The sequence below is a fragment of the Actinorugispora endophytica genome, from assembly GCF_004363075.1.
Classification (GTDB): domain Bacteria; phylum Actinomycetota; class Actinomycetes; order Streptosporangiales; family Streptosporangiaceae; genus Actinorugispora; species Actinorugispora endophytica.
In genome coordinates this window covers 101225-126866 of the sequence record NZ_SNYN01000006.1, presented here as the reverse complement: position 1 = coordinate 126866, position 25642 = coordinate 101225, and the positions used below count along the sequence as shown (strand labels likewise).

General features: G+C 70.6%; 21 protein-coding genes. 13 read left to right on the top strand and 8 right to left on the bottom strand.

All coding sequences use genetic code 11. The features are described from left to right. The first annotated feature begins 17 nt into the window (after positions 1-17). The 5 genes from lpdA to EV190_RS10820 all read left to right on the top strand — a co-directional run bounded on the left by lpdA (position 18) and on the right by EV190_RS10820 (position 5767). Complete coding sequence (gene lpdA / locus EV190_RS10840) at positions 18-1397, top strand: dihydrolipoyl dehydrogenase (RefSeq protein ID WP_133741372.1); 1380 nt, start codon at positions 18-20, stop codon at positions 1395-1397. 94 nt (positions 1398-1491) lie between these two features. Then, positions 1492-2901, top strand: a complete 1410-nt coding sequence (gene sucB, locus EV190_RS10835) for a 2-oxoglutarate dehydrogenase, E2 component, dihydrolipoamide succinyltransferase (protein ID WP_243742499.1) — start codon at positions 1492-1494, stop codon at positions 2899-2901. A 348-nt stretch (positions 2902-3249) separates the two neighbouring features. Then, entirely contained in the window at positions 3250-3951 is a 702-nt protein-coding gene (gene lipB, locus EV190_RS10830) for a lipoyl(octanoyl) transferase LipB (protein WP_133741371.1), read from the top strand. Between the two features lie 51 nt (positions 3952-4002). Next, positions 4003-4947 carry a lipoyl synthase gene (gene lipA, locus EV190_RS10825; RefSeq protein ID WP_133741370.1) on the top strand — a complete coding sequence of 315 codons (945 nt, stop codon included), beginning with the start codon at positions 4003-4005 and terminating at the stop codon, positions 4945-4947. Positions 4948-5038: 91 nt separating this feature from the next. Further along, a complete protein-coding gene (locus EV190_RS10820) occupies positions 5039-5767 on the top strand; it encodes a DUF4191 domain-containing protein (RefSeq protein ID WP_133741369.1) in 729 nt (242 codons plus the stop codon). 435 nt (positions 5768-6202) lie between these two features. Here EV190_RS10820 and EV190_RS10815 read toward each other — a convergent pair whose 3' ends face one another. Then, positions 6203-6691 (bottom strand): RDD family protein, encoded by a 489-nt coding sequence (locus EV190_RS10815; RefSeq protein ID WP_133741368.1) that lies wholly within the window; start codon positions 6689-6691, stop codon positions 6203-6205. Between the two features lie 243 nt (positions 6692-6934). Here EV190_RS10815 and glnA (EV190_RS10810) point away from each other — a divergent pair, with 243 nt between their 5' ends. Then, positions 6935-8359 carry a type I glutamate--ammonia ligase gene (gene glnA / locus EV190_RS10810; protein WP_133741367.1) on the top strand — a complete coding sequence of 475 codons (1425 nt, stop codon included), beginning with the start codon at positions 6935-6937 and terminating at the stop codon, positions 8357-8359. 765 nt (positions 8360-9124) lie between these two features. Here glnA (EV190_RS10810) and EV190_RS10800 read toward each other — a convergent pair. The 3 genes from EV190_RS10800 to EV190_RS10785 all read right to left on the bottom strand — a co-directional run bounded on the left by EV190_RS10800 (position 9125) and on the right by EV190_RS10785 (position 11242). Further along, entirely contained in the window at positions 9125-9475 is a 351-nt protein-coding gene (locus EV190_RS10800; protein ID WP_133741365.1) for a hypothetical protein, read from the bottom strand. A gap of 529 nt (positions 9476-10004) precedes the next feature. Beyond that, entirely contained in the window at positions 10005-10382 is a 378-nt protein-coding gene (locus EV190_RS10790) for a transposase (protein ID WP_166655438.1), read from the bottom strand. A gap of 536 nt (positions 10383-10918) precedes the next feature. Then, positions 10919-11242, bottom strand: coding sequence for a DMT family transporter (locus tag EV190_RS10785; protein ID WP_133741362.1), 324 nt, complete (start codon positions 11240-11242; stop codon positions 10919-10921). A 169-nt stretch (positions 11243-11411) separates the two neighbouring features. On the opposite strand from EV190_RS10785, the gene EV190_RS10780 reads away from it, so the two are divergent. After that, positions 11412-14426: a bifunctional [glutamine synthetase] adenylyltransferase/[glutamine synthetase]-adenylyl-L-tyrosine phosphorylase gene (locus EV190_RS10780; RefSeq protein ID WP_133741516.1), complete on the top strand. Its 3015-nt coding sequence runs from the start codon at positions 11412-11414 to the stop codon at positions 14424-14426. Positions 14427-14574: 148 nt separating this feature from the next. Here EV190_RS10780 and EV190_RS10775 read toward each other — a convergent pair whose 3' ends face one another. Further along, positions 14575-14766 carry a hypothetical protein gene (locus EV190_RS10775; RefSeq protein WP_133741361.1) on the bottom strand — a complete coding sequence of 64 codons (192 nt, stop codon included), beginning with the start codon at positions 14764-14766 and terminating at the stop codon, positions 14575-14577. 432 nt (positions 14767-15198) lie between these two features. On the opposite strand from EV190_RS10775, the gene EV190_RS10770 reads away from it, so the two are divergent. Together EV190_RS10770 and EV190_RS10765 are read left to right on the top strand one after the other, a co-directional pair. Then, positions 15199-17016, top strand: coding sequence for a carbohydrate-binding module family 20 domain-containing protein (locus EV190_RS10770; RefSeq protein ID WP_133741360.1), 1818 nt, complete (start codon positions 15199-15201; stop codon positions 17014-17016). A 195-nt stretch (positions 17017-17211) separates the two neighbouring features. Further along, positions 17212-17547: a hypothetical protein gene (locus tag EV190_RS10765; protein ID WP_133741359.1), complete on the top strand. Its 336-nt coding sequence runs from the start codon at positions 17212-17214 to the stop codon at positions 17545-17547. Positions 17548-17622: 75 nt separating this feature from the next. Here the strand turns inward: EV190_RS10765 and EV190_RS10760 are convergent, their stop codons facing one another. Then, entirely contained in the window at positions 17623-19383 is a 1761-nt protein-coding gene (locus EV190_RS10760; protein ID WP_279536613.1) for an NAD+ synthase, read from the bottom strand. Positions 19384-19578: 195 nt separating this feature from the next. On the opposite strand from EV190_RS10760, the gene glnA (EV190_RS10755) reads away from it, so the two are divergent. From glnA (EV190_RS10755) to EV190_RS10745, 3 genes are all read left to right on the top strand, one after another. Further along, positions 19579-20940 (top strand): type I glutamate--ammonia ligase, encoded by a 1362-nt coding sequence (gene glnA / locus EV190_RS10755; protein WP_208113144.1) that lies wholly within the window; start codon positions 19579-19581, stop codon positions 20938-20940. Between the two features lie 608 nt (positions 20941-21548). After that, positions 21549-22391, top strand: a complete 843-nt coding sequence (gene panB / locus EV190_RS10750; protein WP_133741358.1) for a 3-methyl-2-oxobutanoate hydroxymethyltransferase — start codon at positions 21549-21551, stop codon at positions 22389-22391. 163 nt (positions 22392-22554) lie between these two features. Continuing rightward, complete coding sequence (locus EV190_RS10745; RefSeq protein ID WP_133741357.1) at positions 22555-23592, top strand: LLM class F420-dependent oxidoreductase; 1038 nt, start codon at positions 22555-22557, stop codon at positions 23590-23592. A gap of 43 nt (positions 23593-23635) precedes the next feature. On the opposite strand, the gene npdG is transcribed toward EV190_RS10745, so the two are convergent. Further along, complete coding sequence (gene npdG, locus EV190_RS10740; protein WP_133741356.1) at positions 23636-24319, bottom strand: NADPH-dependent F420 reductase; 684 nt, start codon at positions 24317-24319, stop codon at positions 23636-23638. 69 nt (positions 24320-24388) lie between these two features. Then, complete coding sequence (locus tag EV190_RS10735) at positions 24389-24613, bottom strand: hypothetical protein (RefSeq protein ID WP_133741355.1); 225 nt, start codon at positions 24611-24613, stop codon at positions 24389-24391. A 39-nt stretch (positions 24614-24652) separates the two neighbouring features. Between EV190_RS10735 and map the strand changes: the two genes are divergently transcribed. Then, entirely contained in the window at positions 24653-25504 is an 852-nt protein-coding gene (gene map / locus EV190_RS10730; RefSeq protein ID WP_133741354.1) for a type I methionyl aminopeptidase, read from the top strand. Positions 25505-25642 lie beyond the last annotated feature (138 nt).

Genomic DNA, 25642 nt, shown 5'->3' with positions numbered 1-25642 from the left:
CAAGGAGTGTCCTTCCCGTGAGTGAGAGCGGCGGCACATTCGACCTCGTCATCCTCGGCGCGGGCAGCGGTGGCTACGCGGCCGCCATCCGCGCCTCCGAGCTGGGCAAGAGTGTCGCCCTGATCGAGAAAGACAAGCTCGGCGGCACCTGCCTGCACTACGGATGCATCCCGACCAAGGCCCTGCTGCACGCCGGCGAGGTCGCCGACAACGCCCGCGAGAGCGAGACGTTCGGTGTCCAGGCCAGCCTCCAGGGCATCGACATGCAGGGCGTGCACAAGTACAAGGACAAGGTCGTCGGTGGTCTGCACCGCGGCCTGACCGGTCTGCTCAAGTCGCACGGCATCACCATCGTCGAGGGCGAGGGCAGGCTGACGGGCACCGACGAGGTGACCGTGAACGGCGCCGTCTACAAGGGCGCCAACATCCTGCTGGCCACCGGCTCCAAGTCGCGGACCCTCCCCGGCCTGGAGCTGGACGGCGAGAAGATCATCTCCAGCTACGAGGCCCTGCGTCTCGACCGCGTCCCCGAGTCCGTGATCGTGCTCGGCGGCGGCGTCATCGGCGTGGAGTTCGCGAGCGTGTGGCGCTCCTTCGGCGCCGAGGTCACCATCGTCGAGGCCCTGCCCCACCTGGTCCCGGTCGAGGAGGAGTCCAGCTCCAAGCTGCTCGAGCGCGCGTTCCGCAAGCGCGGCATCAAGTACGAGCTGGGCACCCCGTACGAGAGCGTCAAGACCACCGACTCCGGTGTCAGCCTGACCCTCAAGGGCGGCAAGACCGTCGAGGCCGAGCTGCTGCTGGTGGCCGTGGGCCGCGGCCCGGTGTCCGAGGGCCTGGGCTTCGAGGAGGCCGGGATCCGGATGGAGCGCGGCTTCGTCCAGGTGGACGAGAACCTGCACACCGGTGTCGGCAACATCTACGCCGTCGGCGACCTCATCCCGACCCTCCAGCTGGCGCACGTCGGCTTCGCCGAGGGCATCTTCGTGGCCGAGCACATCGCCGGGCTCAACCCGGTCAACATCGACTACGACGGCGTCCCCCGCGTCACCTACAGCGAGCCCGAGGTCGCCTCCGTCGGCATCACCTCCAAGATCGCCGCCGAGCGCGGGATCGAGACCACCGAGTTCGTCTACAACCTCGGCGGCAACGGCAAGAGCCAGATCCTGCAGACGCAGGGCGCGGTCAAGGTCATCGCGGCCAAGGACGGCCCCGTCCTGGGCGTGCACATGGTCGGCAGTCGCGTCGGCGAACTGATCACCGAGAGCCAGCTGATCTACAACTGGGAGGCCCTGCCCTCCGAGGTCGCGCAGCTGATCCACCCGCACCCGACCCAGTCCGAGGCCCTGGGCGAGGCGCACATGGCGCTGGCGGGCAAGCCGCTGCACGTGCACGACTGATTGACCTCTCCCGCCGTGGGCAGCGGGCGGGTCCTACGGGCTCCCGCCCGCTGCCCTTCTTCTCGTTCCACGACAGTTCACACAAGAGGACCCGATGTCGACTCCAGTTTCCATGCCCGCGCTGGGCGAAAGCATCTCCGAGGGCACTGTCACCCAGTGGCTCAAGAAGGAAGGCGACACCGTCGAGGCGGACGAGCCGCTTCTCGAGGTCTCGACCGACAAGGTCGACACCGAGATCCCCTCCCCTGTCTCGGGCGTGCTGACCAAGATCCTGGTCGCCGAGGACGAGACGGTCGAGGTGGGCGCGCAGATCGCGATCATCGGCGGCGCCGACGAGGCGCCCGCGGCCGAGAGCGCCCCCGCGGCCGAGCCGGAGCCCGAGCCCGCCCCGGAGCCGGAGCCCGAGCCGGAACCCGCTCCCGCGCCCGCCGCGCAGGAGGCCCCCGCGCCTGTTCCGGCCCCCGCCCCGGAGCCGGAGCCCGCTCCCGCCGCACCGCAGGCCCGGCGCAGCCGCGAGGACGAGACCCCTCCGGTGGACCTGGAGACCCTCAGCGGAACCGGCCAGGTCTCGGGCACCGACGCGGGCGGCGAGGCCTACGTGACCCCGCTGGTGCGCAGGCTCGCCGCCGAGGAGGGCGTCGACCTGGCCGCGGTGAAGGGCACCGGTGTGGGCGGCCGCATCCGCAAGCAGGACGTCCAGGAGGCCGCCCGCAGGCAGCGCGCCGCCGCCTCCGCCGCCCCGGCCGCTCCCGCCCAGCGCCGCACCGTCACCACGGACACCACCCTTCGCGGCCGCACCGAGACGATGTCCCGGCTGCGCCAGACCATCGCCGAGCAGATGGTGGCGTCGCTGAGCACGTCCGCGCAGCTCACCCAGGTGGTCGAGGTGGACGTCACCAAGATCGCCCGGCTGCGTTCGCTGGCGGGAGAGCAGTTCGCCGCCGTCGAGGGCGTCGAGCTGGGATTCTTCCCGTTCTTCGCGCTGGCCACGGTCGAGGCGCTCAAGGCGCACCCCAAGCTCAACGCGGTCGTCGAGGGCAACGAGGTCACCTACCACAGCATCGAGAACCTCGCCGTCACGGTGGACACCGAGCGCGGCATGCTGGCCCCGGTGCTCAAGGACGCCGGCGACCTCAACCTGGGCGGGCTGGCCCGCAAGGTCGCCGACCTGAGCGAGCGCGCGCACACCGGCGGGCTCAACCCCGACGAGCTCAGCGGCGGCACGTTCACGCTGACCGACACCGGCAGCGACGGCGCGCTGTTCGAGACGCCGATCATCAACCAGCCGCAGGTGGGCATCCTGGGCACCGGCGCCGTGGTGAAGCGCCCGGTCGTGGTGGACGACCCGCAGCTGGGCGAGGTCATCACGGTCCGCTCGATGGCGTACCTGTCGCTGAGCTACGACCACCGGCTCGTCGACGGCGCGGACGCCGCGCGGTTCCTGAAGGACATCAGGGAGCGCCTGGAGGAGGGCGCCTTCGAGGCCGAGCTCGGCCTGGCCTAGGAAGACCGGTGGGGCGGCACCCGAACGGGTGCCGCCCCACCGTTGTTACCCCACCATCATCCCCTGGTGATCCCCACCACCAAAGGTCCTCGTGCGCTCCGGCCCCCCGACACGGATCGCAGGGATGGGTACGGGACTCATCAGGAGATGACACATCCGCTTAACGCGAACGTGACCACGCTATCACCGAACGTGGTTGGGTGGCCACGGGCCGGACGTTAAGTGATCCACGCCACTGCCCGGGCGGGCGAACACCCCTCCCTCCCGGTTTGTTCCGGGCGCCCCAGGGCGTCCGCGCGGCTCCGTCCGCCCGTCCCGAAGCCGGGGAAAGAGCATAAGGTGGGATGTGTGAGTGAGCTCCTTTATCAGTGGTTGGGCGAGGCACCGGTCCCCTACGAGGAGGGCTGGGAGCTCCAGCGGCGGCTCCACCGGCACCGCGTCGCCGACCGGCTGCCGGACACCGTACTGCTCCTCGAGCACGAGCCCGTCTACACCGCCGGAAAGCGGACGGGGCCCTGGGACCGCCCGCAGACCGACCCAGGCGCTCCCGTCTTCGACATCGACCGCGGCGGAAAGATCACCTGGCACGGCCCCGGCCAGCTCACCGCCTACCCCATCGTCAGGCTGCCCGACCCGATGGACGTCGTCGCCTACGTGCGCACGCTGGAGGAGGCCGTCATCGGTCTGCTCGACGAGTTCGGCCTCGTCGGCAAACGGGTGGAGGGCCGCACCGGCGTGTGGCTCGACGCGGACCCCGTACGGGGGCTGGTCGAGCGCAAGATCGCCGCGATCGGCTGCCGCGTCGCCAAGGGCGTGACGATGCACGGGTTCGCGGTGAACTGCGACAATGACCTGTCCTGGTTCGACCGGATCGTGCCCTGCGGCATCTCGGACGCCGGTGTCACCTCCCTCTCGGCCGAACTGGGCCGCGGGGTCCGGGTGTCCGACATCCTGGCGTCGACCGAACGCCACCTGGCCGCGGCGCTCGGCGCGAGCGCCTACCGGCGGGCCGAGGGCGTGCCCGTGCTCCCCGAGCCCGCGGACGCCTGAACCCCCGTCGAGCTGACCCCCGCAAGGGTGCAAAGGAAAGGAAGGCCGGCTTTGAGCATCGCTCCTGAGGGACGCAAGCTGCTTCGGGTGGAGGCGCGAAACAGCGCGACCCCCATCGAGAAGAAGCCGCCGTGGATCAAGATCAAGGCGAAGATGGGCCCGGAGTACACCGAGCTGCACTCGCTGGTCAAGAGCGAAGGCCTGCACACGGTGTGCCAGGAGGCCGGGTGCCCCAACATCTACGAGTGCTGGGAGGACCGCGAGGCCACCTTCCTCATCGGCGGCGACCAGTGCACCCGGCGCTGCGACTTCTGCCAGATCGCCACGGGCAAGCCCAGCGCGCTGGACCGCCGCGAGCCGCTGAAGGTCGCCGAGTCGGTCCGCACCATGGGCCTGAAGTACGCGACCGTCACGGGTGTGGCCCGCGACGACCTGGACGACGGCGGCGCGTGGCTGTACGCCGAGACGGTCCGCAAGATCCACGAGCTCAACCCCGGCACCGGGGTGGAGCTGCTGATCCCGGACTTCAACGCCGATCCCGCGCAGCTGGCCGAGGTCTTCGGGACCCGCCCCGAGGTGCTGGCCCACAACATCGAGACCGTGCCCCGCATCTTCAAGCGGATCCGGCCCGGCTTCCGGTACGAGCGTTCCCTTGAGGTCATCACCCGGGCCCGGGAGGAGGGGCTGGTCACCAAGTCCAACCTGATCCTGGGCATGGGCGAGGAGCGCGAGGAGATCAGCCAGGCCATGCGCGACCTGCACGAGGCCGGCTGCGACCTGCTCACGATCACGCAGTACCTGCGCCCGTCCAAGCTGCACCACCCGATCGACCGCTGGGTCAAGCCCCAGGAGTTCGTGGAGCTGGGGCAGGAGGCCGAGGAGATCGGCTTCGCGGGTGTGATGTCGGGGCCGCTGGTGCGCTCGTCGTACCGGGCGGGCCGGCTGTACAAGCAGGCCCTCGAGAAGCGCGGGGCGGCACTCCCGAGCGACTCCTGACCCGTCGCGCGCCACAACGTGACCAACCTGAAACGGCAGTCCGAGGGCTGCCGTTTCACGTTCGCTCTTCCGGTCGGCCTATCCTGGGAACATGGCGAAAAAGCCCAAGGACACCAAGACCGGCCCGGCGGACGCCGCCAAGGGCGGGGGCGCTGAGAAGCAGCCCGGCAGGCTCAAGCAGATCCGCATGGTCGCCAAGGTCGTGCACCAGCAGAGCCCCAAGAGCATTCCGATCGCGGTCGGAGTCGCGGTGGGCGTACTGGCGCTGGCCGTCCTGATCGCCTTCCTCACCAGCTCCTGGCTGTACCCGCTGCTCCTGGGCGTCCCCGTGGCGTTCCTGGCGGGCTTCATCGTCTTCACCCGCAGCGCGCAGCAGGTCCAGTACAAGATGCTGGACGGGCAGCTCGGCGCGGGGATGGCGATCCTGCAGAACATGCGCGGCGACTGGACGGTCGAACCGGGCGTGAACGCCAACCGCAACATGGACATCGTGCACCGGGCGGTGGGCCGCCCCGGGGTGGTCCTGGTCGGCGAGGGCGACCCGTCCCGCCTGAAGTCCCTGCTCGCGGCCGAGCGCAAGCGAGTGATGCGGGTGGCCTACGACACCCCCATCTACGACGTGCAGGTCGGCAACGAGGAAGGCCAGGTCAAGGTCTCGGAGCTGCAGAAGCGCATGCTCAAGCTTCCGCGCAACCTGGACAAGCCCCGGGTCGCGGAGCTGCGCTACCGGCTCAAGGCGCTGCCCGCCGCGGTGCAGACCCCGCGCGGCCCGATGCCCAAGGGCGTCAAGATGCCCAAGCCCCCCCGGCAGAAACGCTGACAACGAACCCCGGAGGGGCCCGGTCCGTGGTGGTGGACCGGGCCCCTCCTCGCCTTCACCGCACCCCTACCGGACGCGGGGCGCTAGGGAACCTCCGGCGCGGGGATGAATTCGGGCATCGGTGGTTTTGTTGACGGTCGTGGGCTTTCTGCCCGTTTCGGGGCCTGGAAGGGCGGAAAGCCCAAGATCATTCCGGGTGGGGGCGGAACCGGCCCTCGAATGTCCGGCGATCTTGCCGTTTCCCCCCGAAGTCAAGGTTCTCGGGGGGAAACAGCAAGATCACCAACGGAAACCACGCGAAACGGACACCGTGGGCGCGGCCCCGACCCGCCCCCGCCGTCGCCGCCCGCCGTGACCCCGCGATCCGCGTGACAGGAGGCCGAAAGACCCACCCGAAGCACCGGCACGCCGAAACACCCCCGCGCCGAAGGTTCCCTAGAACCGGCGGCTGACGGTGCCGGCGGCGCGGTCGTGCAGGCCGCGCTGGTCGCGGTCGTAGACGACGGCGGGGATCACCAGGCACAGCAGCGCGGTGCGCACCATCATCGCGACGGGCCACGGCAGCGGGCGCTCCCCCGTCGCGGCGATCCGGACGCCGACCAGGCGCTTGCCGAAGGTGGTGCCGAACAGGCTCAGCAGCACTATGGTGAGCAGCGCGAAGACCACGATGGGCAGCCACCAGGCTCCGCCGGTTGCCTCCTCGGGCCGGGGGTTCCAGACCGAGGGCGCGCCGAAGAGCAGGGTCGCCAGGAAGGCGGCGACGAACCAGTCGACGACGAGCGCGGCCAGGCGGCGGCCGAACCCGGGGACCGACCCGGGACCCGACACCGGTAGGCCCAGCCGGCTGCCCCGGTGGTGGAACTCCGACCCGCCGTCACCGTCCGCGGCCCCGATACGACCGTCGTGACCTCTCGATTCGCCCATGGCCCCACCGTACTCGGAGCCCGCGGGACCCTTTGCCGACCCTTGACCCGGCGGAGGGGTGATCCCGGAGGTCACGCGGGAAAACCACCGCCGCCGTAACATGCGTGAAACATATGGGACACGGGTCGGAAATCGGCCGCTCCTAGCGTCGCATTCGTAGCCGGGAGGTGGTGGTGGGTTGGATACTCGCGACGAAGCGAGTGACCTGCCCGCACGGCCTCTGACACCTGCACGGAGGTAATCTTGTTCAGCAGTGCCGATGAGGTTCTCGCTTATATCCGCGAAGAGGGCGTCCAGTTCGTCGACGTCAGGTTCACCGACCTGTTCGGCGGCGTCAACCACGTGACGCTCCCGGTCGAGAACATCGACGCGGACTTCTTCACCAATGGCCAGATGTTCGACGGTTCGTCGATCCGCGGCTTCCAGGCGATCCACGAGTCCGACATGGTGCTGCTGCCGGACCTGAGCACCGCGGTCATCGACCCGTTCCGCGAGTACAAGACGCTGAACATCACCTTCTTCGTGCACGACCCGTTCACGCTGGAGTCCTACAGCCGCGACCCGCGCAACGTCGCCCGCAAGGCGGAGGCGTACCTCAAGAGCACCGGGATCGCCGACACCGCGTTCTTCGGCCCCGAGGCCGAGTTCTACATCTTCGACGACGTCACCTTCGAGACCAAGCCCAACGGCGGCTTCTACTCGATCGACTCCGTCGAGGGCGCCTGGAACACCGGGACCAAGCGGGAGGGCGGCAACCTCGGCTACCGCCCCCGCTACAAGGGCGGCTACTTCCCGGTCGAGCCCGGTGACCACTACAGCGACCTGCGCTCGCGCATGTCCCGCGCCCTGATCGAGGCCGGGATCCCGGTGGAGCTCCAGCACCACGAGGTGGGCACCGCCGGCCAGTCCGAGATCGGCTTCAAGTTCGGCACGCTGCTCCAGCAGGCCGACCGCGTGCAGCTGTTCAAGTACATCGTGAAGAACGTCGCCAACGAGGCGGGCAAGACGGTCACGTTCATGCCCAAGCCCCTGTTCGGCGACAACGGCTCGGGCATGCACTGCCACCAGAGCCTGTGGAAGGACGGCTCCCCGCTGTTCTTCGACGAGGGCGGCTACGCGCAGCTGTCCGACACCGCGCGCTACTACATCGGCGGCCTGCTCAAGCACGCCTCGTCGCTGCTGGCGTTCACCAACCCGACGGTGAACTCCTACCACCGCCTGGTCCCGGGCTACGAGGCCCCGATCAACCTGGTGTACTCGCAGCGCAACCGCTCCGCCTGCGTGCGCATCCCGCTGACCGGCTCCAACCCGAAGGCCAAGCGCCTGGAGTTCCGGGTCCCGGACCCCTCGGCCAACCCGTACCTGGCCTTCTCGGCCATGCTGATGGCGGGCATCGACGGCATCAAGAACAAGATCGAGCCGCCGGAGCCGCTGGACAAGGACCTCTACGAGCTTCCCCCGGAGGAGGCCGCGGAGATCGCCAAGGTCCCGGCGTCCCTGGACGCGGTCCTGGACAACCTGGAGTCCGACCACGACTACCTGGTCGAGGGCGGTGTCTTCACCGAGGACCTCATCGAGACCTACATCGACTACAAGCGCACCGAGGAGATCGACTCCCTGCGTCTGCGCCCGCACCCGCGCGAGTTCGAGCTCTACTACGACATCTAGACAGGGAAAGCGCTGATCTGCGCTTGAGTCCCCTATCCGGGGTGCTGGTGCACATCTGGTGCACTCTCCTGCCCGAGGCCATCGACTGACGCCCACGCGCGGTCGATGGCCTCACGCATGCGCTCATCACTCGCGGGCATCATGTGCGCGTACGTCCGGAGCGTGAATCCCGGGTCGGTGTGGCCCAGGTACTCGGCAAACGCCTTGATCGACACTCCGGAGTCCAGGGTCACGGATGCGAAGTGGTGACGCGGCGCGTGAAACCCGCACTCACGCGAGGAGCTGAAGGGCTTCCCCGTCTCCCGCTCGGGGATCACTCCCCCGGCCACCAGGGCACGCGGGCGTTCCCCCTGAGTAGGGGACATCTCTGACACCGGAAACACAAGGGACGCTCCGGCGCGGGGGTGTTTCGGCGTGCCGGTGCTTCGGCTGGGTCGTTCGGCCTCACGCCACGCGGATCGCGAGGTGACGGCGGGCGGCGACGGCGGGTGCGGGCCGGGGCCGCGCCCACGGTGTCCGTCGTGTGAGGGGGCCGTTGACGGTCGTGGGCTTTCCGCCCTTCCCGGCCCCGAAACGGGCAGAAAGCCCACGACCGTCAACAAAACCACCGGTACCCGATTCCCCCCGCCGGAGGTTCTCAAGAAGGAGTCCACTACTCAGGGGGACGCTCCTACCTCGGCATGGACGAGGTGTAGCCCCACATAGGACCGTCCCCGCCACCATCACGGTAACGGGGACGCCTTGTCGTGCCTGAGTTTATGCGGGTCAAGTGAAGAGGGGGTCGGGAAGCGACTCAGCCCGGTTTTCCATGCGACTCACAGTGGGCCACCCGGATGTCCCCGCTCCAGCTGCGTGCAGGGCCGTGCGCAGGACCGTCAGCGCAGTGCTCGTCGCCTCGAAGGGATCGTCACTTACTACAACGACCTCCACCGTCAGCAGGCTTTCCCCAGCGTCGCTACTTACCACTGGGTCTGCGATGTCGTCGTTACACTCGTTCAGAGCTATCAGCTCATCCATCAGGCGTGTGGCGCGCTGGTGGAACTCTTCCTTAGTGACCGGCTGCGGGAAGCTGACGTGGATGTCGACGACAACCATCACTGCGGGTTGGGTCTTCACTGGTCTTCCTCCTTCATGCAGCTTTGGCGCTTGCCCCATCGGACGCGCTCTTTGAAGTGGTGGGGGTTGGCCGGGGTGAGATGGATGTGGGTCATGTGGTCACCACACGGACATTTGACCGCGTAGTAAGTAGGAGGATCCTCGATTCGCCACCCCATGGCCTCGAACGTTTCGAGGGCTCTTTGGCCATCCGGCTTCTGATGCCTCTTCCAGTACCCCAACCGTGCCGCCCAAGGTTCCCTCATTATGTACCCACTGTCGAGAGTGGAACCCTAGCCTTTACCTAGCTCACACAACAGGTGGATGCTGAGACTGTCCGCAAGCGGCCATGCGCCCGCGTTTCAGATTACAGGCGCCCCGCCACCTTCACGGTGGAGCGGGGGGCTTTTTCGCGTGCTCAGACTTCCTCTAAAGGGGTGAGGAGCGCCTGGAGTGACCTCTATCTCGGCGAGTACCGCCTGAGCGGCGCGCCGGGTCCGGCCGCCGTCGGCCTGGCGCGCGCACAACCGCTGTCGATGACGCTTCTATGTCAAGCGGCGTGTTGGTGGGTGGTTTCGTTGTGGGTCCAGGCGGTGTGGTCGGTGAGCATGGCGCGGTGGATGACGTCGACGAGGTGGCGTTTGAGGGCGCGGTAGGCGCCGCGTTTGCCTTTGCCGGGTTCTTTGGCGGCCAGGAACGCGCGGGCGGGGGGATGGCAGCGGGCCTGGGTGATGGCGGCCTGGTGGATCACGCTGTTGAGGCGGCGGTTGCCGCCCCGGCGCGGGCGGTGGCGTTGCTGGTCGCTGGAGAAAACCGGGATGGGCGCGCAGCCGGTGTGGCGGGCGAGTCGGGCCGAGGTCGCGAACCGGGTGGGGGCGCCGATCTGGCCGATCAGGGTCGCCGCGCCGATGGGGCCGATGCCGGGCACGGCCAGCAGGGCGGGGGCCAGCGGGGGTGACCTGTTGGGCGATCAGCGTGTCGTAGGGAGTTGCCGGCGCGGGGATGATTCTTGTACCGGTGCTTCGGGTGGGTCTTTCGGCCTCACGCCACGCGGATCGCGAGGTGACGGCGGGCGGCGACGGCGGGTGCGGGCCGGGGCCGCGCCCACGGTGTCCGTCGTGTGAGGGGGCCGTTGACGGTCGTGGGCTTTCCGCCCTTCCCGGCCCCGAAACGGGCAGAAAGCCCACGACCGTCAACAAAACCACCGGTACCCGATTCCCCCCGCCGGAGGTTCCCTAGTCGCGCACCCGCTCGTTGAGCGCGGCGATCTCGTCGGTCAGGTCGGTCAGGATGTGGCGCACGGTGGCGCTGAGCGGGGCGGATCCGATCAGTGTGGCCAGCGCGGCGGGGCCGGTGCGGGTGGTCAGGTCGCCGGGGGTGTGTTCCAGCCAGGTGTGGGTGTGGGCCTTGGGCTGGTTGATCGCGGCGGTGCGGCGTTTGATCAGGTCGGCGCGGGCGTCGGTGTCAGTGCGCCCCGCCCAGTTCCAGGGCGGCGACTCCGGCGATCACCAGGACGATCCCCGCGACCTGCACCCACGTGAGGGTGTCGCCCAGGAAGAGCGCGCCGATGACGGCCACCAGGGTGACGCCCAGGGCCGCCCAGACGCCGTAGGCGACGCCGATGCCCATTCCCTGCCGGAGCACCTGGGAGAGCAGGTAGAAGGCGGTCCCGTAGCCCACGATGGTGATCGCGGAGGGAAGGAGCTTGGTGAACCCGTCGGAGAAGCGCAGCGCGATGGTCCCGGTGACCTCAGCGACGACGGCTCCGATGAGCAGCAACCACGGCATTTCGGTCTCCTGAAGTCTGGAAGGGCCCGGAGAGACCTGTATATCCTGCCGGTTTCCCCGGCTTTTCCCTTTGTGCCCCTGTCCGGCGCCGCGTATCACCCCCTCGGTCCCACCCGGCCGTTCCCCCGCGGGCTACGGTTGTGGCGTGGTGACTCGGGACGGTGCGGGGATGACCGCGGGCGCGCTGGCGCGGCGGGGGTTCGGCGACGCGGAGCGCGCGGCGCGGCTGATGTCGGAGGCCGGGCTCGACCCCGCCGAGCACGGGGCGGTGCTCGACTCCATCGGCAGGTCCGCCGACCCCGATCTCGCCCTCCTGGGACTCACCAGGATCGTCGAGCGCTCCACCGAGGCCGAGGAGATCCGCTCCGCCCTGGTCCAGGACCCGGACCTGCGCGAGCGGCTGGTCCGGGTCCTGGGCGCGAGCGTGGCGCTCGCCGACCACCTCGTCCGGCACCCCGGCGACTGGCGCGAGCTGCGCGGCGCGGACGCCGCCCGCGCGCCCGGCCCCGAGGAGCTGCGCACCGGGCTGCTGCACGTGGTCGGCGCCGACCCGCACTCCCCCGCGCCCGCCGCCGACCTCTCGGGCGCGGACGCCTCCGAGGTGTCGCACGCCCTGCGCCTGGCCTACCGGCGCCGCGTGCTGCGCCTGGCCGGGCGCGACCTCACCGGGCTCCAGGACCTGACCGAGGTCGCCGCGGAGCTCGCCGACCTGGCCTCGGCCGTCCTGGAGGGGTCGCTGGCCGTGGCCCGCGCCCGGTTCCCCGACGACGCCGCGCTGTGCCGGATCGCGGTGATCGGGATGGGCAAGTGCGGGGGCCGGGAGCTGAACTACGTCAGCGACGTGGACGTGGTCTTCGTCGCCGAGCCCGCCGACGGCTGCGAGGACGAGCAGGCGGCGCTGCGCTCCGGCGCCCGCCTGGCCGCCGCGATGATGCGCGTCCCCGGCGAGACCGACGCCGAGGGCACCCTGTGGGAGGTCGACGCGGCCCTTCGCCCCGAGGGGAAGAACGGGCCGCTGGTGCGCCCGATCTCGGGGCACCTGGCCTACTACGAGCGCTGGGCCAAGACGTGGGAGTTCCAGGCCCTGCTCAAGGCCCGCCCGATCGCCGGGGACCCCGAGCTCGGCGAGGCCTACCTCAAGGCCATCAGCCCGCTGGTGTGGCAGGCGGCCGGGCGCAGGAACTTCGTCGAGGACGTGCAGGCGATGCGCCGCCGGGTCGAGGCGCACATCCCGCACACCGAGGCCGACCGGCAGCTCAAACTGGGCCGGGGCGGCCTGCGCGACATCGAGTTCGCGGTGCAGCTGCTCCAGCTGGTGCACGGGCGCGGCGACGCGTCCCTGCGGTCGGGCAGCACGCTGGCCGCGTTGGAGGCGCTGTCCCGGGGCGGCTACGTGGGTCGCGACGACGCCGCCGGGATGGCCGACTCCTACCGCTTCCTGCGCCGCGTGGAGCACCTGCTCCAGCTGTACAAGCTGCGCCGGACCCACCTGCTTCCCGACTCGAAGAGCGGCAGCGGGCAGGAGGAGCTGCGCCGCCTGGGCCGCGCTCTGGGCTTCAGCGCGAACCCCGTCACCGACCTGGTCTCCACCTGGCGGCGGCGCGCCGGAGAGGTCCGGCGCCTGCACGAGAAGCTGTTCTACCGGCCGCTGCTCAAGGCGGTGGCCCGGCTGCCGGGGGACGAGGCGCGGCTCTCGGCCGAGCAGGCGCGCGCCCGGCTGGAGGCGCTGGGGTTCGTCGACCCCGCGGGCGCGCTGCGCCACCTGGAGTCGCTCACCTCGGGGGTGACCCGGCGCGCGGCCATCCAGCGCACCCTGATGCCGGTGATGCTGGGGTGGTTCGCCGACGCGCCCGACCCCGACTCCGGGCTTCTCGGATTCCGCCAGGTCAGCGAGGCCCTGGGCACCACGCCGTGGTACCTGCGGCTGCTGCGCGACGACGTGCGCGTGGCCGAGCGGATGGCGTGGCTGCTGGGTACCAGCAGGTACACCACCGACCTGCTGCTGCGCGCGCCCGAGGCGGTGGCCGTCCTCTCCGACGACGCGGACCTGGTCCAGCGCCGCAACGCCGAGTTGGCCGCCGAGGCCGACTCGGCGTTGCGCCGGCACGACACGGCGGAGAACCAGGTGGCCGGGGTGCGGGCGCTGCGCCGCCGCGAACTGCTGCGCACGGCCGCCGCGGACCTGCTGGGGGTGACCGGGATCGACGGGGTGGGCGACGCGCTGACCGCGATCGCGGCGGTCACCATCGACGCGGCGCTGCGCGCGGCGACCGAGCGGGTGGCGCACCAGCAGGGCGAGGAGCCGTGCACCCGGCTGTGCGTGATCGGGATGGGCCGGTTCGGCGGGAACGAGTTGACCTACACCAGCGACGCCGACGTGATGTACGTGCACGAGCCGCTCCCCGGAGTCGATCCGGCGCGGGCCACCGCGACCGCGGCGGCGATCGTGCGCGAACTGGCCCGGCTGCTGGAGCTGCCCGCCGCCGAGCCGCCGGTGCGTCTGGACACCGCGCTGCGCCCGGAGGGCAGGAACGGGCCGATGGTGCGGACCCTCGACTCCTACGCGGCCTACTACGCGCGCTGGTCGGCGAGCTGGGAGAGCCAGGCGCTGCTGCGCGCCATCCCGGTGGCGGGGGACGCCGGGCTGGGCGAGCGGTTCGTCGCGCTGATCGACCCGATCCGGTACCCCGAGGGCGGGATCACCGAGAAGACGCTCCTGGAGATCCGGCGGCTCAAGGCCCGCATGGAGTCCGAGCGGCTGCCCCGCGGGGCGGACCCCGCACTGCACACGAAGCTGGGCCGGGGCGGGCTCTCGGACGTGGAGTGGGTGGCCCAGTTGATCCAGCTACGGCACGGCCGCGAGCTCCCCGAGCTGCGCACGACGGGGACGCTGCACGCGCTGAACGTCGCGGTGCGGCACGGCCTCCTGGACCCCGACGACGGCGCGACGCTGGAGGTGGCCTGGCGGCTGGCCTCGCGGGTGCGCGGGGCGATCACGCTGGTGCGCGGCAAGGGCGGCGACTCCATCCCGACGGACCTGCGCGAGCGCACCGCGATCGCGGGCGCGCTGGGCTACCGGTCCGAGGACAGCGAGGAGAGCCCCGGCGAACGCCTGCTCCAGGAGTACCGCCGCGCCACCCGCCGCGCCCGAACGGTGATGGAGCGGGTGTTCTACGACAGCTAGTCTCCCGCGTCCGTGGGTCGGTATTCTCCCTCGTCGGTGTCCGTGGTGTCCGTCTTCCCCGTCGATCTTGACCTTTCCGGGGTCTCGACCGCTTCCGAGACCCCGGAAAGGTCAAGATCAGCGGGGAAGACACCACGAAGACATCGCCCTAAGCCGCGAGGGCCCTGTCGGAGCGGGTGGGGCCGCCGGGGCTGTGCTCCTCCCTGCGGGCCCGTCTGGCGGCGCGGCGGCGGTCGGCCGCGTCGATGCGGTGCTGGCGCGCCTCCAGGCGCCGCAGCACGTCGCGCTCGAGTTCGCTGGTCTGGGCTCGTACCAGGGTGGTGAGGAGTCCGGGGTGCATTGTCTGCTCTTCTCTGGTGAGGGTGGGCCGCGGGTCCGTCCCGCGTGATCCTCACTCTCGCGCTAAGACACCGGACCGGGCATCGGGCGAACGCCTTATCCGCGCGGAGCCGTCCCCGGGGCGGCCCCGCCGCGCCTAAGACACCCGCCCGCCACTCACCCTCCCCTGTGCAAAGATTTGCGTGCTTTGCAGGCATTTCACACTCCACCCCTCCATCGGACGAGCGGAGACCGCTCAGAAATCGGCCGACGAAATAGACAAAAACCAATAAAAGTCGACTTTCGGGCAGTCTTCGGGAAACGTGCGGCGCGATGTTTCCAAATCAACCATCGGTTGTTACCTTCGTCTCACCTTGAAAATTCTTGCGGACCTTTCAGGGCTTGCAAGGCTGTTTTCAGGCACCGAGTCCCCCACTTCGCATCGGAGCGCTCGATGGCCGTTCGCAGACCACTGGCCGCCGTACTGGCGGCCGTGTTCGGATTCGCCCTGTTCCTCGTCCCCCTGGCCGCCTCCCCCGCCCTGGCCTCGCCGCCCGGGGACGAGGACGTCGTCGTCCACCTGTTCCAGTGGCGCTGGGAGTCCGTGGCGGACGAGTGCGAGAGCACACTCGGCCCCAACGGGTTCGGCGCCGTCCAGGTCTCCCCGCCCCAGGAGCACGTGGTGCTCCAGAGCGAGGGCTACCCCTGGTGGCAGGACTACCAGCCGGTCTCCTACACGCTCGACCAGACCCGGCGCGGCACCCGCGCCGACTTCGTCGACATGGTCGACCGCTGCCGCGAGGCCGGCGTCAAGATCTACGTCGACGCCGTCATCAACCACATGAGCGGCACCGGTTCGGTGGGCACGGGCCCCGGCAGCGCGGGCTCCGGCTACTCCAAGTACGACTACCCCGGCGTCTACCAGACCCAGGACTTCGGCTCCTGCCGCCGCGACATCGCCGACTGGGGCGACAAGTGGGAGGTGCAGAACTGCGAACTGGTCGGCCTGTCCGACCTGGACACCTCGTCCACCCACGTCCGGGACCGGGTCGCGGCGTACCTGAACGACCTGGTCGACATCGGCGTGGCGGGCTTCCGCTACGACGCCGCCAAGCACGTCCCCGAGGCCGACGTCCAGGCGATCAACTCCCGCCTGCGCGACGTCCACGCCGACTGGGGCGGCGGCAAGCCGTACGTCTTCCAGGAGGTCATCGCCGACGGCACGATCGGAACCGGCTCCTACACCCCCATGGGCGACGTCACCGAGTTCCAGTACCACCGGGACATCAGCAACGCCTTCAAGAACGGCGACATCTCCCGCCTGACCGGGCTGGGCGACGGGCTGACCTCCAGCGACAAGGCCCTGGTGTTCGTGGCCAACCACGACACCCAGCGCAGCCACGCGATCCTCACCCACACCGACCGGGCGCGCTACGACCTCGCCCAGTCGTTCATGCTGGCCCACCCGTACGGCACCCCCAAGGTGATGTCCAGCTACACCTGGTCCGGCGACGGCAAGGCCGGACCGCCCATGAGCTCCGACGGCACCACCAGCGCCACCGACTGCTCGGACCCCCGGTGGGTGTGCGAGCACCGCGCCGTCGCGGGCATGGCGTCCTTCCACAACGCCACGGACGGGCACGGCATCGGCGACGCCCGGACCGACGGCGCCGGGCGCCTGGCGTTCGCCCGGGGCGACGCGGGCTACGCGGCCTTCAACGCCACCGGCGGCACCTGGACCTCGACCTTCTCCACGGACCTGCCCGACGGCACCTACTGCGACGTCGCCAACGGCACGTTCGTCGACGGCGTGTGCGACGCGCCCGGCTACGAGGTTTCGGGGGGCTCGTTCACCGCCTCCATCCCCGCCAACGGCGCGGTCGCGCTGCACGTCGAGGCCCTGGGCGAGTGCGAGGACCCCGACGGCTGCGAGCCCGGGACCCCGCCCGGCGACGGGGACGGCGCGTGCGCCGCCATCGACTCCCGCTTCCACGCCGACGTCACCACCTGGTACGGCCAGGAGGTCTACGTGGTGGGCTCCATCCCCGAGCTGGGCTCCTGGGACCCCGACGACGCGGTCCACCTGAGCGCGGACGACTACCCCGTCTGGAAGGGCCGGGTCACCATCCCCGAGGGAACCCGGTTCGACTACAAGTACGTCAAGCGGAACCCCGACGGCGGGATCGAGTGGGAGAGCGGCGGCAACCGGTCCGCCGTGGCCGACGACAGCGGCGGCGGCTGCACCCAGACCTTCGCCGACGCCTGGACCTGACCCCCTTCGCCGGGGGGCGGAGCGCGCCCGCCCCTCCATGTTCCGCCCCCCGGGACGGACCCCCTTCACGCCGGCCCGGCGGCCCCCTCCACCGGGCCGGCGCCTCCGCTTCCCGTCCGTCCCCGCCGGAAAAGTGACGACACCGTGTCATGAAGACGGCAATCAAGAACTACAAGACGTAGTACTGTGCGGGGCATGGACATCGTCTACTCCGCGCTCGTGTTCCTCCACCTGCTCGCCATGGCCGGCATCATCGCCGGCTGGCTCATGCAGCAGATGGGCGGCCACGCCAAGGCCCCCAAGGTGCTGCTGCACAGCTCCCTCACCCAGCTGGTCGTCGGCCTGCTGCTCGTGGGCGTCGGCGAGATGGGCGACGCCGACTTCGACCACGTCAAGATCGCCGTCAAGCTGGTCGTCGCCCTGGCCGTGGTCGTGGCGGGCGTGCTCAACGTGCGCAGGCCCGACTCCCGCCTCGCCCTCGCCGCCGGTGTCCTGACCGTGCTCAACGTCGGGGTCGCGGTCTTCTGGTAGACCTCTCCGGCCTTCGGGGCCGGGCGCCCTCGCGGGGGCGCCCGGCCCCGCCCGCTCCCGGGCCGGGTCAGCCGGTCAAACCGTCCACCGGTTGGTGATCGGCAGGCGGCGGTCCCGGCCGAAGTTGCGCTTGCTGATCTTGGGGCCCGGCGGGTACTGGCGGCGCTTGTACTCGGCGCGGTCCACCAGGCGGATCATCCGGTCCACCAGCGCGGCGTCGTGCCCGGCCGCCACCAGTTCGGCGCGGCCCAGGTCCGTTCCCACGTAGTCGTCCAGCAGGGCGTCCAGGACCGGGTAGTCCGGCAGGGAGTCGGTGTCCAGCTGCCCGGGGCGCAGCTCGGCGCTGGGCGGCTTGGTGATGGAGTTCTCCGGGATCGGCGGGGTCTCCCCCCTCCGGACGGCATCGGCGTTGCGCCACCGCGCCAGCTCCCACACCAGGGTCTTCCAGGCGTCCTTGATCGGCGCGAAACCGCCCGCGGAGTCGCCGTAGAGGGTCGAGTACCCCGCCGCCAGCTCGCTCTTGTTCCCGGTGGTCAGCACCAGGTGGCCCTCCTGGTTGGACAGCGTCATCAGCAGCTGCCCGCGCACCCGCGCCTGGAGGTTCTCCGCCGCGAGGCCGTCGATCTTCACCGCGTTCTCGAAGGCGTCCACCATCGGGCCCACCGCGACGGTGCGGCCGTTGACTCCCTGGCGGCGCACCAGCTCCTCGGCGTCGGAGACCGAGTGGTCGCTGGAGTGGCGGCTCGGCATGAGCACGCAGTGGACCAGCTCCGGGCCGATCGCGTCGGCGGCGATCGTGGCGACCAACGCCGAGTCGATACCGCCGGACAGCCCCAGGATCACCGAGCCGAACCGGTTCTTGCGCACGTAGTCGCGGGTGGCCAGCACAAGGGCCGCGTACACCTCGGCGACGTCGTCCATGCGCGGGGCCACCGGGTGCGGCAGCGGCTCGTAGGGCGCCAGCGGACGCTCCGAGACCAGGTGCCGCTCGATGGTGATGCCGTCGGCCTCGGCCGCCGCCCCCCACATGCCCGGCTCCCCCTTCGCGGGCAGCTCCAGGTCGGTGAGGATCAGCGCCTCCTCGAAGCGGGGCCCCCGCGAGACCAGGTCGCCCCGGGCGTCCACGATCAGGGAGTCGCCGTCGAAGACGAGCTCGTCCTGGCCGCCGACCATGTTGACGTAGGCCAGCGCCGCGCCCGCCTCGCGCGCGCGGGCCGCGCACAGCTCCAGGCGCTCGTCGTCCTTGTCGCGCTCGTACGGCGACCCGTTCAGCACCACCAGCAGGTCCGCGCCGGAGTCGCGCACCGCGGCCACCGGGCCGCCGTCCTGCCACAGGTCCTCGCAGATGGCGAACGCCACGTCGATCCCGTGCAGCCGGACCACCGGCAGGACGTCGCCGGGCACGAAGTAGCGGAACTCGTCGAACACCCCGTAGTTGGGGAGGTGGTGCTTCGCCGAGGTGAACACCGCGCGGCCCCGGTGCAGCAGGGCTACCGCGTTCTGCGGCGCGCCGACCGGCTGGCCGAGGCGGGCGCCGCCCGCCTCGGCCCCCTCGCGGCGGTTCAGGTAGCCGACGGCCACGGGGAGCTCGCCGAGCCCCTCGGCCGCCAGCCGGGCGGCCAGGGCGTCCGCGGCCTCGATGGAGGCGTCGACGAACGTCCCGCGCAGCGCGAGGTCCTCCACCGGGTATCCGGTGAGCGTCATCTCGGGGAACGCCACCAGGTGGGCGCCGGCCCCGGCCGCCCGGCGGACGTGGTCCACGACGATGCCGCAGTTTCCTTCCAGGTCACCGACAGTAGGGTTGACCTGGGCCATAGCCATTCGCAGTTGTGCCACGGCACGAGCCTAACGGCAGGGCCGCCCGCGCTCCGAGGCAACCCTCCCGGCCTCGGCGTTCACGGCCCGGGGCGCGGGGTAGGGGCCCTAAGAGCCCCCTGGTTAACGTCGCGGTAACGCTTACCGGGCACACTGGCTGCCAGGGGTCTGGTAGGAACACGTCAGACGCCGTGAACCATATGAGGAAGGTGGACCGTGAACCGACAGCAGGAATTCGTGCTCCGAACTCTGGAGGAGCGCGATATCCGCTTCGTGCGACTGTGGTTCACCGACGTGCTCGGGTACCTCAAGTCGGTCGCGGTGGCCCCGGCCGAGCTGGAGGCCGCCTTCGCCGAGGGCATCGGCTTCGACGGCTCGGCGATCGAGGGCTTCGCGCGGGTGCACGAGGCCGACATGCTCGCCCAGCCCGACCCCACCACGTTCCAGGTGCTGCCGTGGCGCAACGAGCCGCACGGGACCGCGCGCATGTACTGCGACATCCTGATGCCGGACGGCTCCCCCAGCTACGCGGACCCCCGGCACGTGCTCAAGCGCCAGTTGGGCCGGGCCTCCGATCTGGGCTTCACGTTCTACACGCACCCCGAGATCGAGTTCTACCTGCTGAAGAAGAAGCCCGAGTACGGCGAGTTCCCCGAGCCCAACGACGACGGCGGGTACTTCGACCACACGCCGCACAACAGCGCGCACGACTTCCGCCGCAACGCCATCATGATGCTGGAGGACATGGGCATCTCGGTGGAGTTCAGCCACCACGAGGGCGGGCCCGGCCAGCAGGAGATCGACCTGCGCTACGCCGACGCGCTCACCACCGCCGACAACATCATGACGTTCCGTCTGGTGATGAAGGAGGTGGCGCTGGAGCAGGGCATCTACGCCACCTTCATGCCCAAGCCGTTCACCGAGTTCCCCGGCTCCGGCATGCACACGCACCTCTCGCTGTTCGAGGGCGACCGCAACGCCTTCTACGAGCCGGGCGCGGAGTACCAGCTGTCCAAGGTGGGGCGCGGGTTCATAGCGGGCCTGCTGCGCCACGCCCCGGAGATCACGGCGGTGTGCAACCAGTACGTCAACTCCTACAAGCGCCTGTGGGACAACGCGGCGGCCTCGGCCGGGGCCGGCGGCGAGGCGCCCGCGTACGTGTGCTGGGGCCACAACAACCGCTCCGCGCTGGTGCGGGTGCCGATGTACAAGCCGAGCAAGGGCAACTCCAGCCGGATCGAGTTCCGTTCGCTGGACTCGGCCAGCAACCCGTACCTCGCCTACGCGCTGATCCTCGCGGCGGGCCTGAAGGGCATCGAGGAGGGTTACGAGCTGCCGCCCGGCGCCGACGACGACGTGTGGGCGCTGACCGACTCCGAGCGCCGCGCGCTGGGCATCACCCCGCTTCCGCAGAGCCTGGACGAGGCGATCCGGGCGATGGAGGGCAGTGAACTGGTCGCCGAGACGCTCGGCGAGCACGTGTTCGACTTCTTCCTGCGCAACAAGAAGGCCGAATGGGAGTCCTACCGCCGCCAGGTGACCCCTTACGAGCTCCAGCGCTACCTCCCGACGCTCTAGGGAAGCTCCGGCGCGGGGTGGTTCGGGCTCTGTCGGACCAGGGGCCGCTCGGGGCCTGTGACGGCGGGCGGGGCCGGAGGCCCCCGCGTCCCCGCCGGATGTCCGTGACGCGGCGGTTCGAGGGCCGGTTCCGCCCCCGCCCGGAATGATCACGGGCTTTCCGCCCTTCCAGGCCCCGAAACGGGCGGAAAGCCCAGGACCGCCACCGAAACCCCCACCCGAAGCACCCGTGCGCGAACCACCCCCGCGGCGGAAACCCCCCAGGGAGCCTCCGGCGCGGGGGTGGTCGTGTGACTTCTTGCGGGGGTTCGCGGACAGGCGTCGAAGAAGTCACAGGGGCGCGGCTCGCTCGATGTCGAAAACCACCCCGAATCAGACAGTTCGCGGGCGTCCGGCCCCTCCTCCCCACCGCGATCCTCGTCACCCTCTCCGGGTATCCGCTGACGTCAGCCGGGCGGAATCCGGCGGGGGACGAATCAGTTGGTAATCGGTGGAACGGCCGCAAAGCATGCGTGCGATGATGTGCCTACGGCGCGCCCGCGCCGCCACCGTGACCGACACGTCCGGGGACGCCGAAACGGCGCTTCGAGACAATGGAGGAAACGCCCATGAACCCCACGACCTCCGGCACCGCGCTGTACGGCGGTGTCACGAACCGCCGCGTCACCGTCCGCGACCTGGCCCTGGCCAAGGAGCGCGGCGAGCGCTGGCCCATGCTGACCGCCTACGACGCGCTGACGTCCCGGATCTTCGACGAGGCGGGCATTCCCGTGCTGCTCGTCGGCGACTCCGCCGCGATGGTCGTCTTCGGCTACGAGTCCACCCTTCCCGTCACCATCGACGACATGGTGCCGCTGACCGCCGCCGTGTCGCGCTCGACCAAGCGGGCGCTGGTGGTGGCCGACCTGACCTTCGGCTCCTACCAGGCCACCCCCGAGCAGGCGCTGGCCTCGGCCGCCCGGCTGGTGAAGGAAGGCGGCGCGCAGGCCGTCAAGCTGGAGGGCGGCCGCCGGGTCACCCCCCAGGTGGAGGCGCTGGTGTCCGCCGGGATCCCGGTGATGGGCCACATCGGGCTGACCCCGCAGTCGGTGAACGCCTTCGGCGGCTACCGGGTCCAGGGCCGCGGCCACGAGGCGGGCGCGACCCTGCTGTCCGAGGCCAAGGAGCTGGAGCGCGCGGGCGCGTTCTCGGTGGTGCTGGAGTGCGTCCCGGCGCGGCTGGCCGCCGAGATCACCGAGCACCTGACCATCCCCACCATCGGGATCGGCGCGGGTCCGAGCACCGACGCGCAGGTGCTGGTGTGGCAGGACATGGCCGGCCTGACCCCGCGCGTGGCCAAGTTCGTCAAGACCTACGCCGACCTCACCGGCAGCCTGTCCGAGGCCGCCCGGAGCTTCGCCGACGAGGTCGTCACGGGAGCGTTCCCGGACGAGCAGCACTCCTACTCCTGACCCGCGGCGGAGCCGGTCGGGACGACACGGAACACCTTCGAGCCGCCCGGAGCGCCCGCGCTCCGGGCGGCTCCCCTATGCTGCCCGTGAAACGGAACCGAATGCTACTCGGTAGTAGCATCATCTGGACTCTGGCGCACTGAACACAGTGGAGGCTCCCCACATGCAGATCTCCATGCCGCTGAACTACTCGGGCGACATCAAGGAATCCGTCGACCAGGTGGTCGAGCTGGAAAAGGCCGGGCTGGACACCGTGTGGGTGGCCGAGGCCTACGGGTTCGACGGCCCCACACTCATGGGCTACATCGCGGCGCGCACCGAACGCGTCAACATCGGGTCGGCGATCCTGCCGCTGTACACCCGGACGCCCACCCTGATCGCGCAGACCGCCGCGGGCCTGGACTACCTCTCGGGCGGCCGCGCCGTCATCGGGCTGGGCGCCAGCGGCCCCCAGGTCATCGAGGGCTGGCACGGGGTCCCCTACGCCAAGCCGCTCGCGCGCACCCGCGAGATCATCGAGATCTGCCGCAAGGTGTGGGCCCGCGAGGCCCCGCTCACCCACGAGGGCAAGGTCTTCACCCTGCCGCTGCCCGCCGGCCAGGGCACCGGCCTGGGCAAGCCGCTCAAGATCATCAACCACCCGGTGCGCGCCAGGATCCCGCTGTACGTGGCCTCCCTGGGCGAGAAGAACGTCGAGCTGACCGCCGAACTCGCCGACGGCTGGCTGCCGCACCTGTTCATCCCCGAGAAGGCCGAGAGCGTGTGGGGCCCGTCCATCGCGGCGGGGAAGGCGAAGCGCGCGGCGGACCTGGGCGGGCTGCGGATCGCGGCGGGAGGCCTGATCGCGATCGGCGAGGGCGAGGAGACCAAGCGGGTGCTGGACCTCGCCCGCCCGATGATCGCGCTCTACGTCGGGGGCATGGGGGCCAGGGGCAGGAACTTCTACAACTCCCTGGCCCGACGCTACGGCTACGAGGAGGAGGCCGAGAAGATCCAGGACCTCTACCTCGCGGGGCGGAAGGACGAGGCCGCGGCGGCGGTGCCCGAGGAGATGGTGGAACTGACCAACCTGGTCGGCCCGGAGTCCTACGTGCGCGAGCGCGTCGAGGCGTTCCGCGCGGCCGGGGTGACCCACCTCAACCTGGTCCCGGCCTCCGACGACCCGGTCGCGCTGGTCGAGAAGGTCCGGGGCTGGCTCTGACCGGACCGGGGGAGCGGCCGCGGCCGCTCCCCCGGCGGCGGCCTCAGATGTCGGTGATCCGGATCCCCGCGTGCGCCTTGTAGCGGCGGTTGACGGAGATCAGGTTGGCCGTGAGCGCCTCGACCTGGTGGGCGTTGCGCAGGCGCCCCCCGTAGATCCCCCGGACGCCGGGGATGCGGGCGGCGAGGGCCCGGACGGTGTCGGTGGACGCGCGGTCGTCGCCCAGGACCAGCACGTCCAGGTCCACCTCGGCGACCTCGGGGTCGAGCAGGACGACGGCGGAGATGTGGTGGAAGGCCCCGACGACGCGGCTCTCGGGCAGGACGGCGGCGGCCTGCTGGGCGGCGCTGCCCTCCTCGACGGGCAGCGCGAACGCGCCCTGCTTGTCGAAGCCGAGCGGGTTGACGCAGTCGACGACGATCTTGCCCGCCAGCACGCCCCTGAGGGATTCGAGCAGTTCGCGGTGGCCGTCCCAGGGGACCGCGACGACGACCACGTCGCCGGCGGCGGCCGCGGCCTCGTTGTCCAGGCCGCGAACGGGCAGATCCGCGCCGAACTCGGCGGCCGCGGCCCGGGCCCGCTCCTCGCTGCGCGAACCGAGGATCACCTCGTGCCCGGCCAGCGCGAACCGCCGCGCCAGGCCGCGCCCCTGGTCACCGGTGCCGCCGAGCACCGCGATGGACAGCCCTTGGACGTCGGGCAGGTCATGTGGAGAGTTCTGTGCCATGGCCCGATCATCGCAGCCCGGCCGGAGGCCGGGACGGCGCGCCCTCCGGTTGGGCGCGCCCTGTTCGGTTCACCACTCCTCCCACTTCTCGTCGTCCTTGTCCCACGCGTCGTTGCGCGCCTTGGCCGTGGACAGGGCGGCCTCCGCCGACGCCCGGTCCGGGTAGGGCCCCAGCCGGTCCTTGTTCGGGCTGCCCGGTCCGTACTCCACCGTGTCGGTCTTGATGGAGTACCACCACTTCCGGTCCTCGTCCTCCTGCGGGAACCGCTCCGACCGCTTCTCCCGTCCGCTCACGGACGCCTCCAGACCCGTCGCTGACTACACTCGTGTTCCATGACTACCCCGCTGGTTCCCGGCCGGATCTCGCCCAAACGCCCGGTCCCCCCGTCCATCCCGCGCCCCGAGTACGTCGGCCGGAAGCGCCCCGTGGAGGGCGTGCTGGGAGACGTGCAGACCCCGGAGACCATCGAGGCCATGCGGGTGGCCGGCCGGATCGCCGCGCAGGCCCTGCAGGAGGTCGGCAGGAACGTCGTCCCCGGTGTGACGACCGACGAGCTGGACCGCGTCGGCCACGAGTTCCTGTGCGACCACGGCGCCTACCCCAGCACGCTCGGCTACAAGGACTTCCCCAAGTCGCTGTGCTCCTCGCTGAACGAGGTCATCTGCCACGGGATCCCCGACGACACCGTCGTCGCCGACGGCGACATCGTCAACATCGACATCACCGCCTACATCCACGGCGTGCACGGCGACACCAACGCCACGTTCCTGGCCGGGGACGTGGACGAGGAGTCCCGGCTGCTGGTGGAGCGGACCCGCGAGGCCACCATGCGCGGCATCAGGGCGTGCCGCCCGGGACGCCGGATCAACGTGATCGGCCGCGTCATCGAAGCCTACGCCCGGCGCTTCGGCTACGGCGTGGTGCGCGACTTCACCGGCCACGGCGTGGGCCCCGAGTTCCACTCCGGCCTGGCCGTGCCGCACTACGACGACCCGCGCGCGGACACCGTGATGGTCCCCGGCATGACCTTCACCATCGAGCCGATGATCACCCTGGGCACCATCGACTACGACATCTGGCCGGACGGCTGGACCGCGGTGACCCTGGACGGGAAGCGCACCGCCCAGTTCGAGCACACCCTGGTGATCACCGAGGACGGCGCGGAGATCCTGACCCTTCCCTAGCGTCCCGGATCACTTTCCCGTTGATCCCGGCCTTCTCGGGTCTCGGAGGCGGGTGAGAGCCCGGAAAGGCCGAGATCAACGGGGAAAGCACGGCGGGACCCGTGACGGACCCGCCCCTCGGGGGTAGACGCGGTCCGG

Bases quoted from the DNA above. Each gene is read 5' to 3' on its own strand.
- EV190_RS10780 (WP_133741516.1), top strand. From the start codon at position 11,412: ATGACCGCGGGCGCGCTGGCGCGGCGGGGGTTCGGCGACGCGGAGCGC.
- EV190_RS10815 (WP_133741368.1), bottom strand. From the start codon at position 6,691: ATGGGCGAATCGAGAGGTCACGACGGTCGTATCGGGGCCGCGGACGGT.
- EV190_RS10820 (WP_133741369.1), top strand. From the start codon at position 5,039: ATGGCGAAAAAGCCCAAGGACACCAAGACCGGCCCGGCGGACGCCGCC.
- EV190_RS10775 (WP_133741361.1), bottom strand. From the start codon at position 14,766: ATGCACCCCGGACTCCTCACCACCCTGGTACGAGCCCAGACCAGCGAA.
- npdG (WP_133741356.1), bottom strand. From the start codon at position 24,319: ATGGCACAGAACTCTCCACATGACCTGCCCGACGTCCAAGGGCTGTCC.
- EV190_RS10770 (WP_133741360.1), top strand. From the start codon at position 15,199: ATGGCCGTTCGCAGACCACTGGCCGCCGTACTGGCGGCCGTGTTCGGA.
- map (WP_133741354.1), top strand. From the start codon at position 24,653: ATGACTACCCCGCTGGTTCCCGGCCGGATCTCGCCCAAACGCCCGGTC.
- sucB (WP_243742499.1), top strand. From the start codon at position 1,492: ATGTCGACTCCAGTTTCCATGCCCGCGCTGGGCGAAAGCATCTCCGAG.
- EV190_RS10785 (WP_133741362.1), bottom strand. From the start codon at position 11,242: ATGCCGTGGTTGCTGCTCATCGGAGCCGTCGTCGCTGAGGTCACCGGG.
- panB (WP_133741358.1), top strand. From the start codon at position 21,549: ATGAACCCCACGACCTCCGGCACCGCGCTGTACGGCGGTGTCACGAAC.
- EV190_RS10745 (WP_133741357.1), top strand. From the start codon at position 22,555: ATGCAGATCTCCATGCCGCTGAACTACTCGGGCGACATCAAGGAATCC.
- EV190_RS10765 (WP_133741359.1), top strand. From the start codon at position 17,212: ATGGACATCGTCTACTCCGCGCTCGTGTTCCTCCACCTGCTCGCCATG.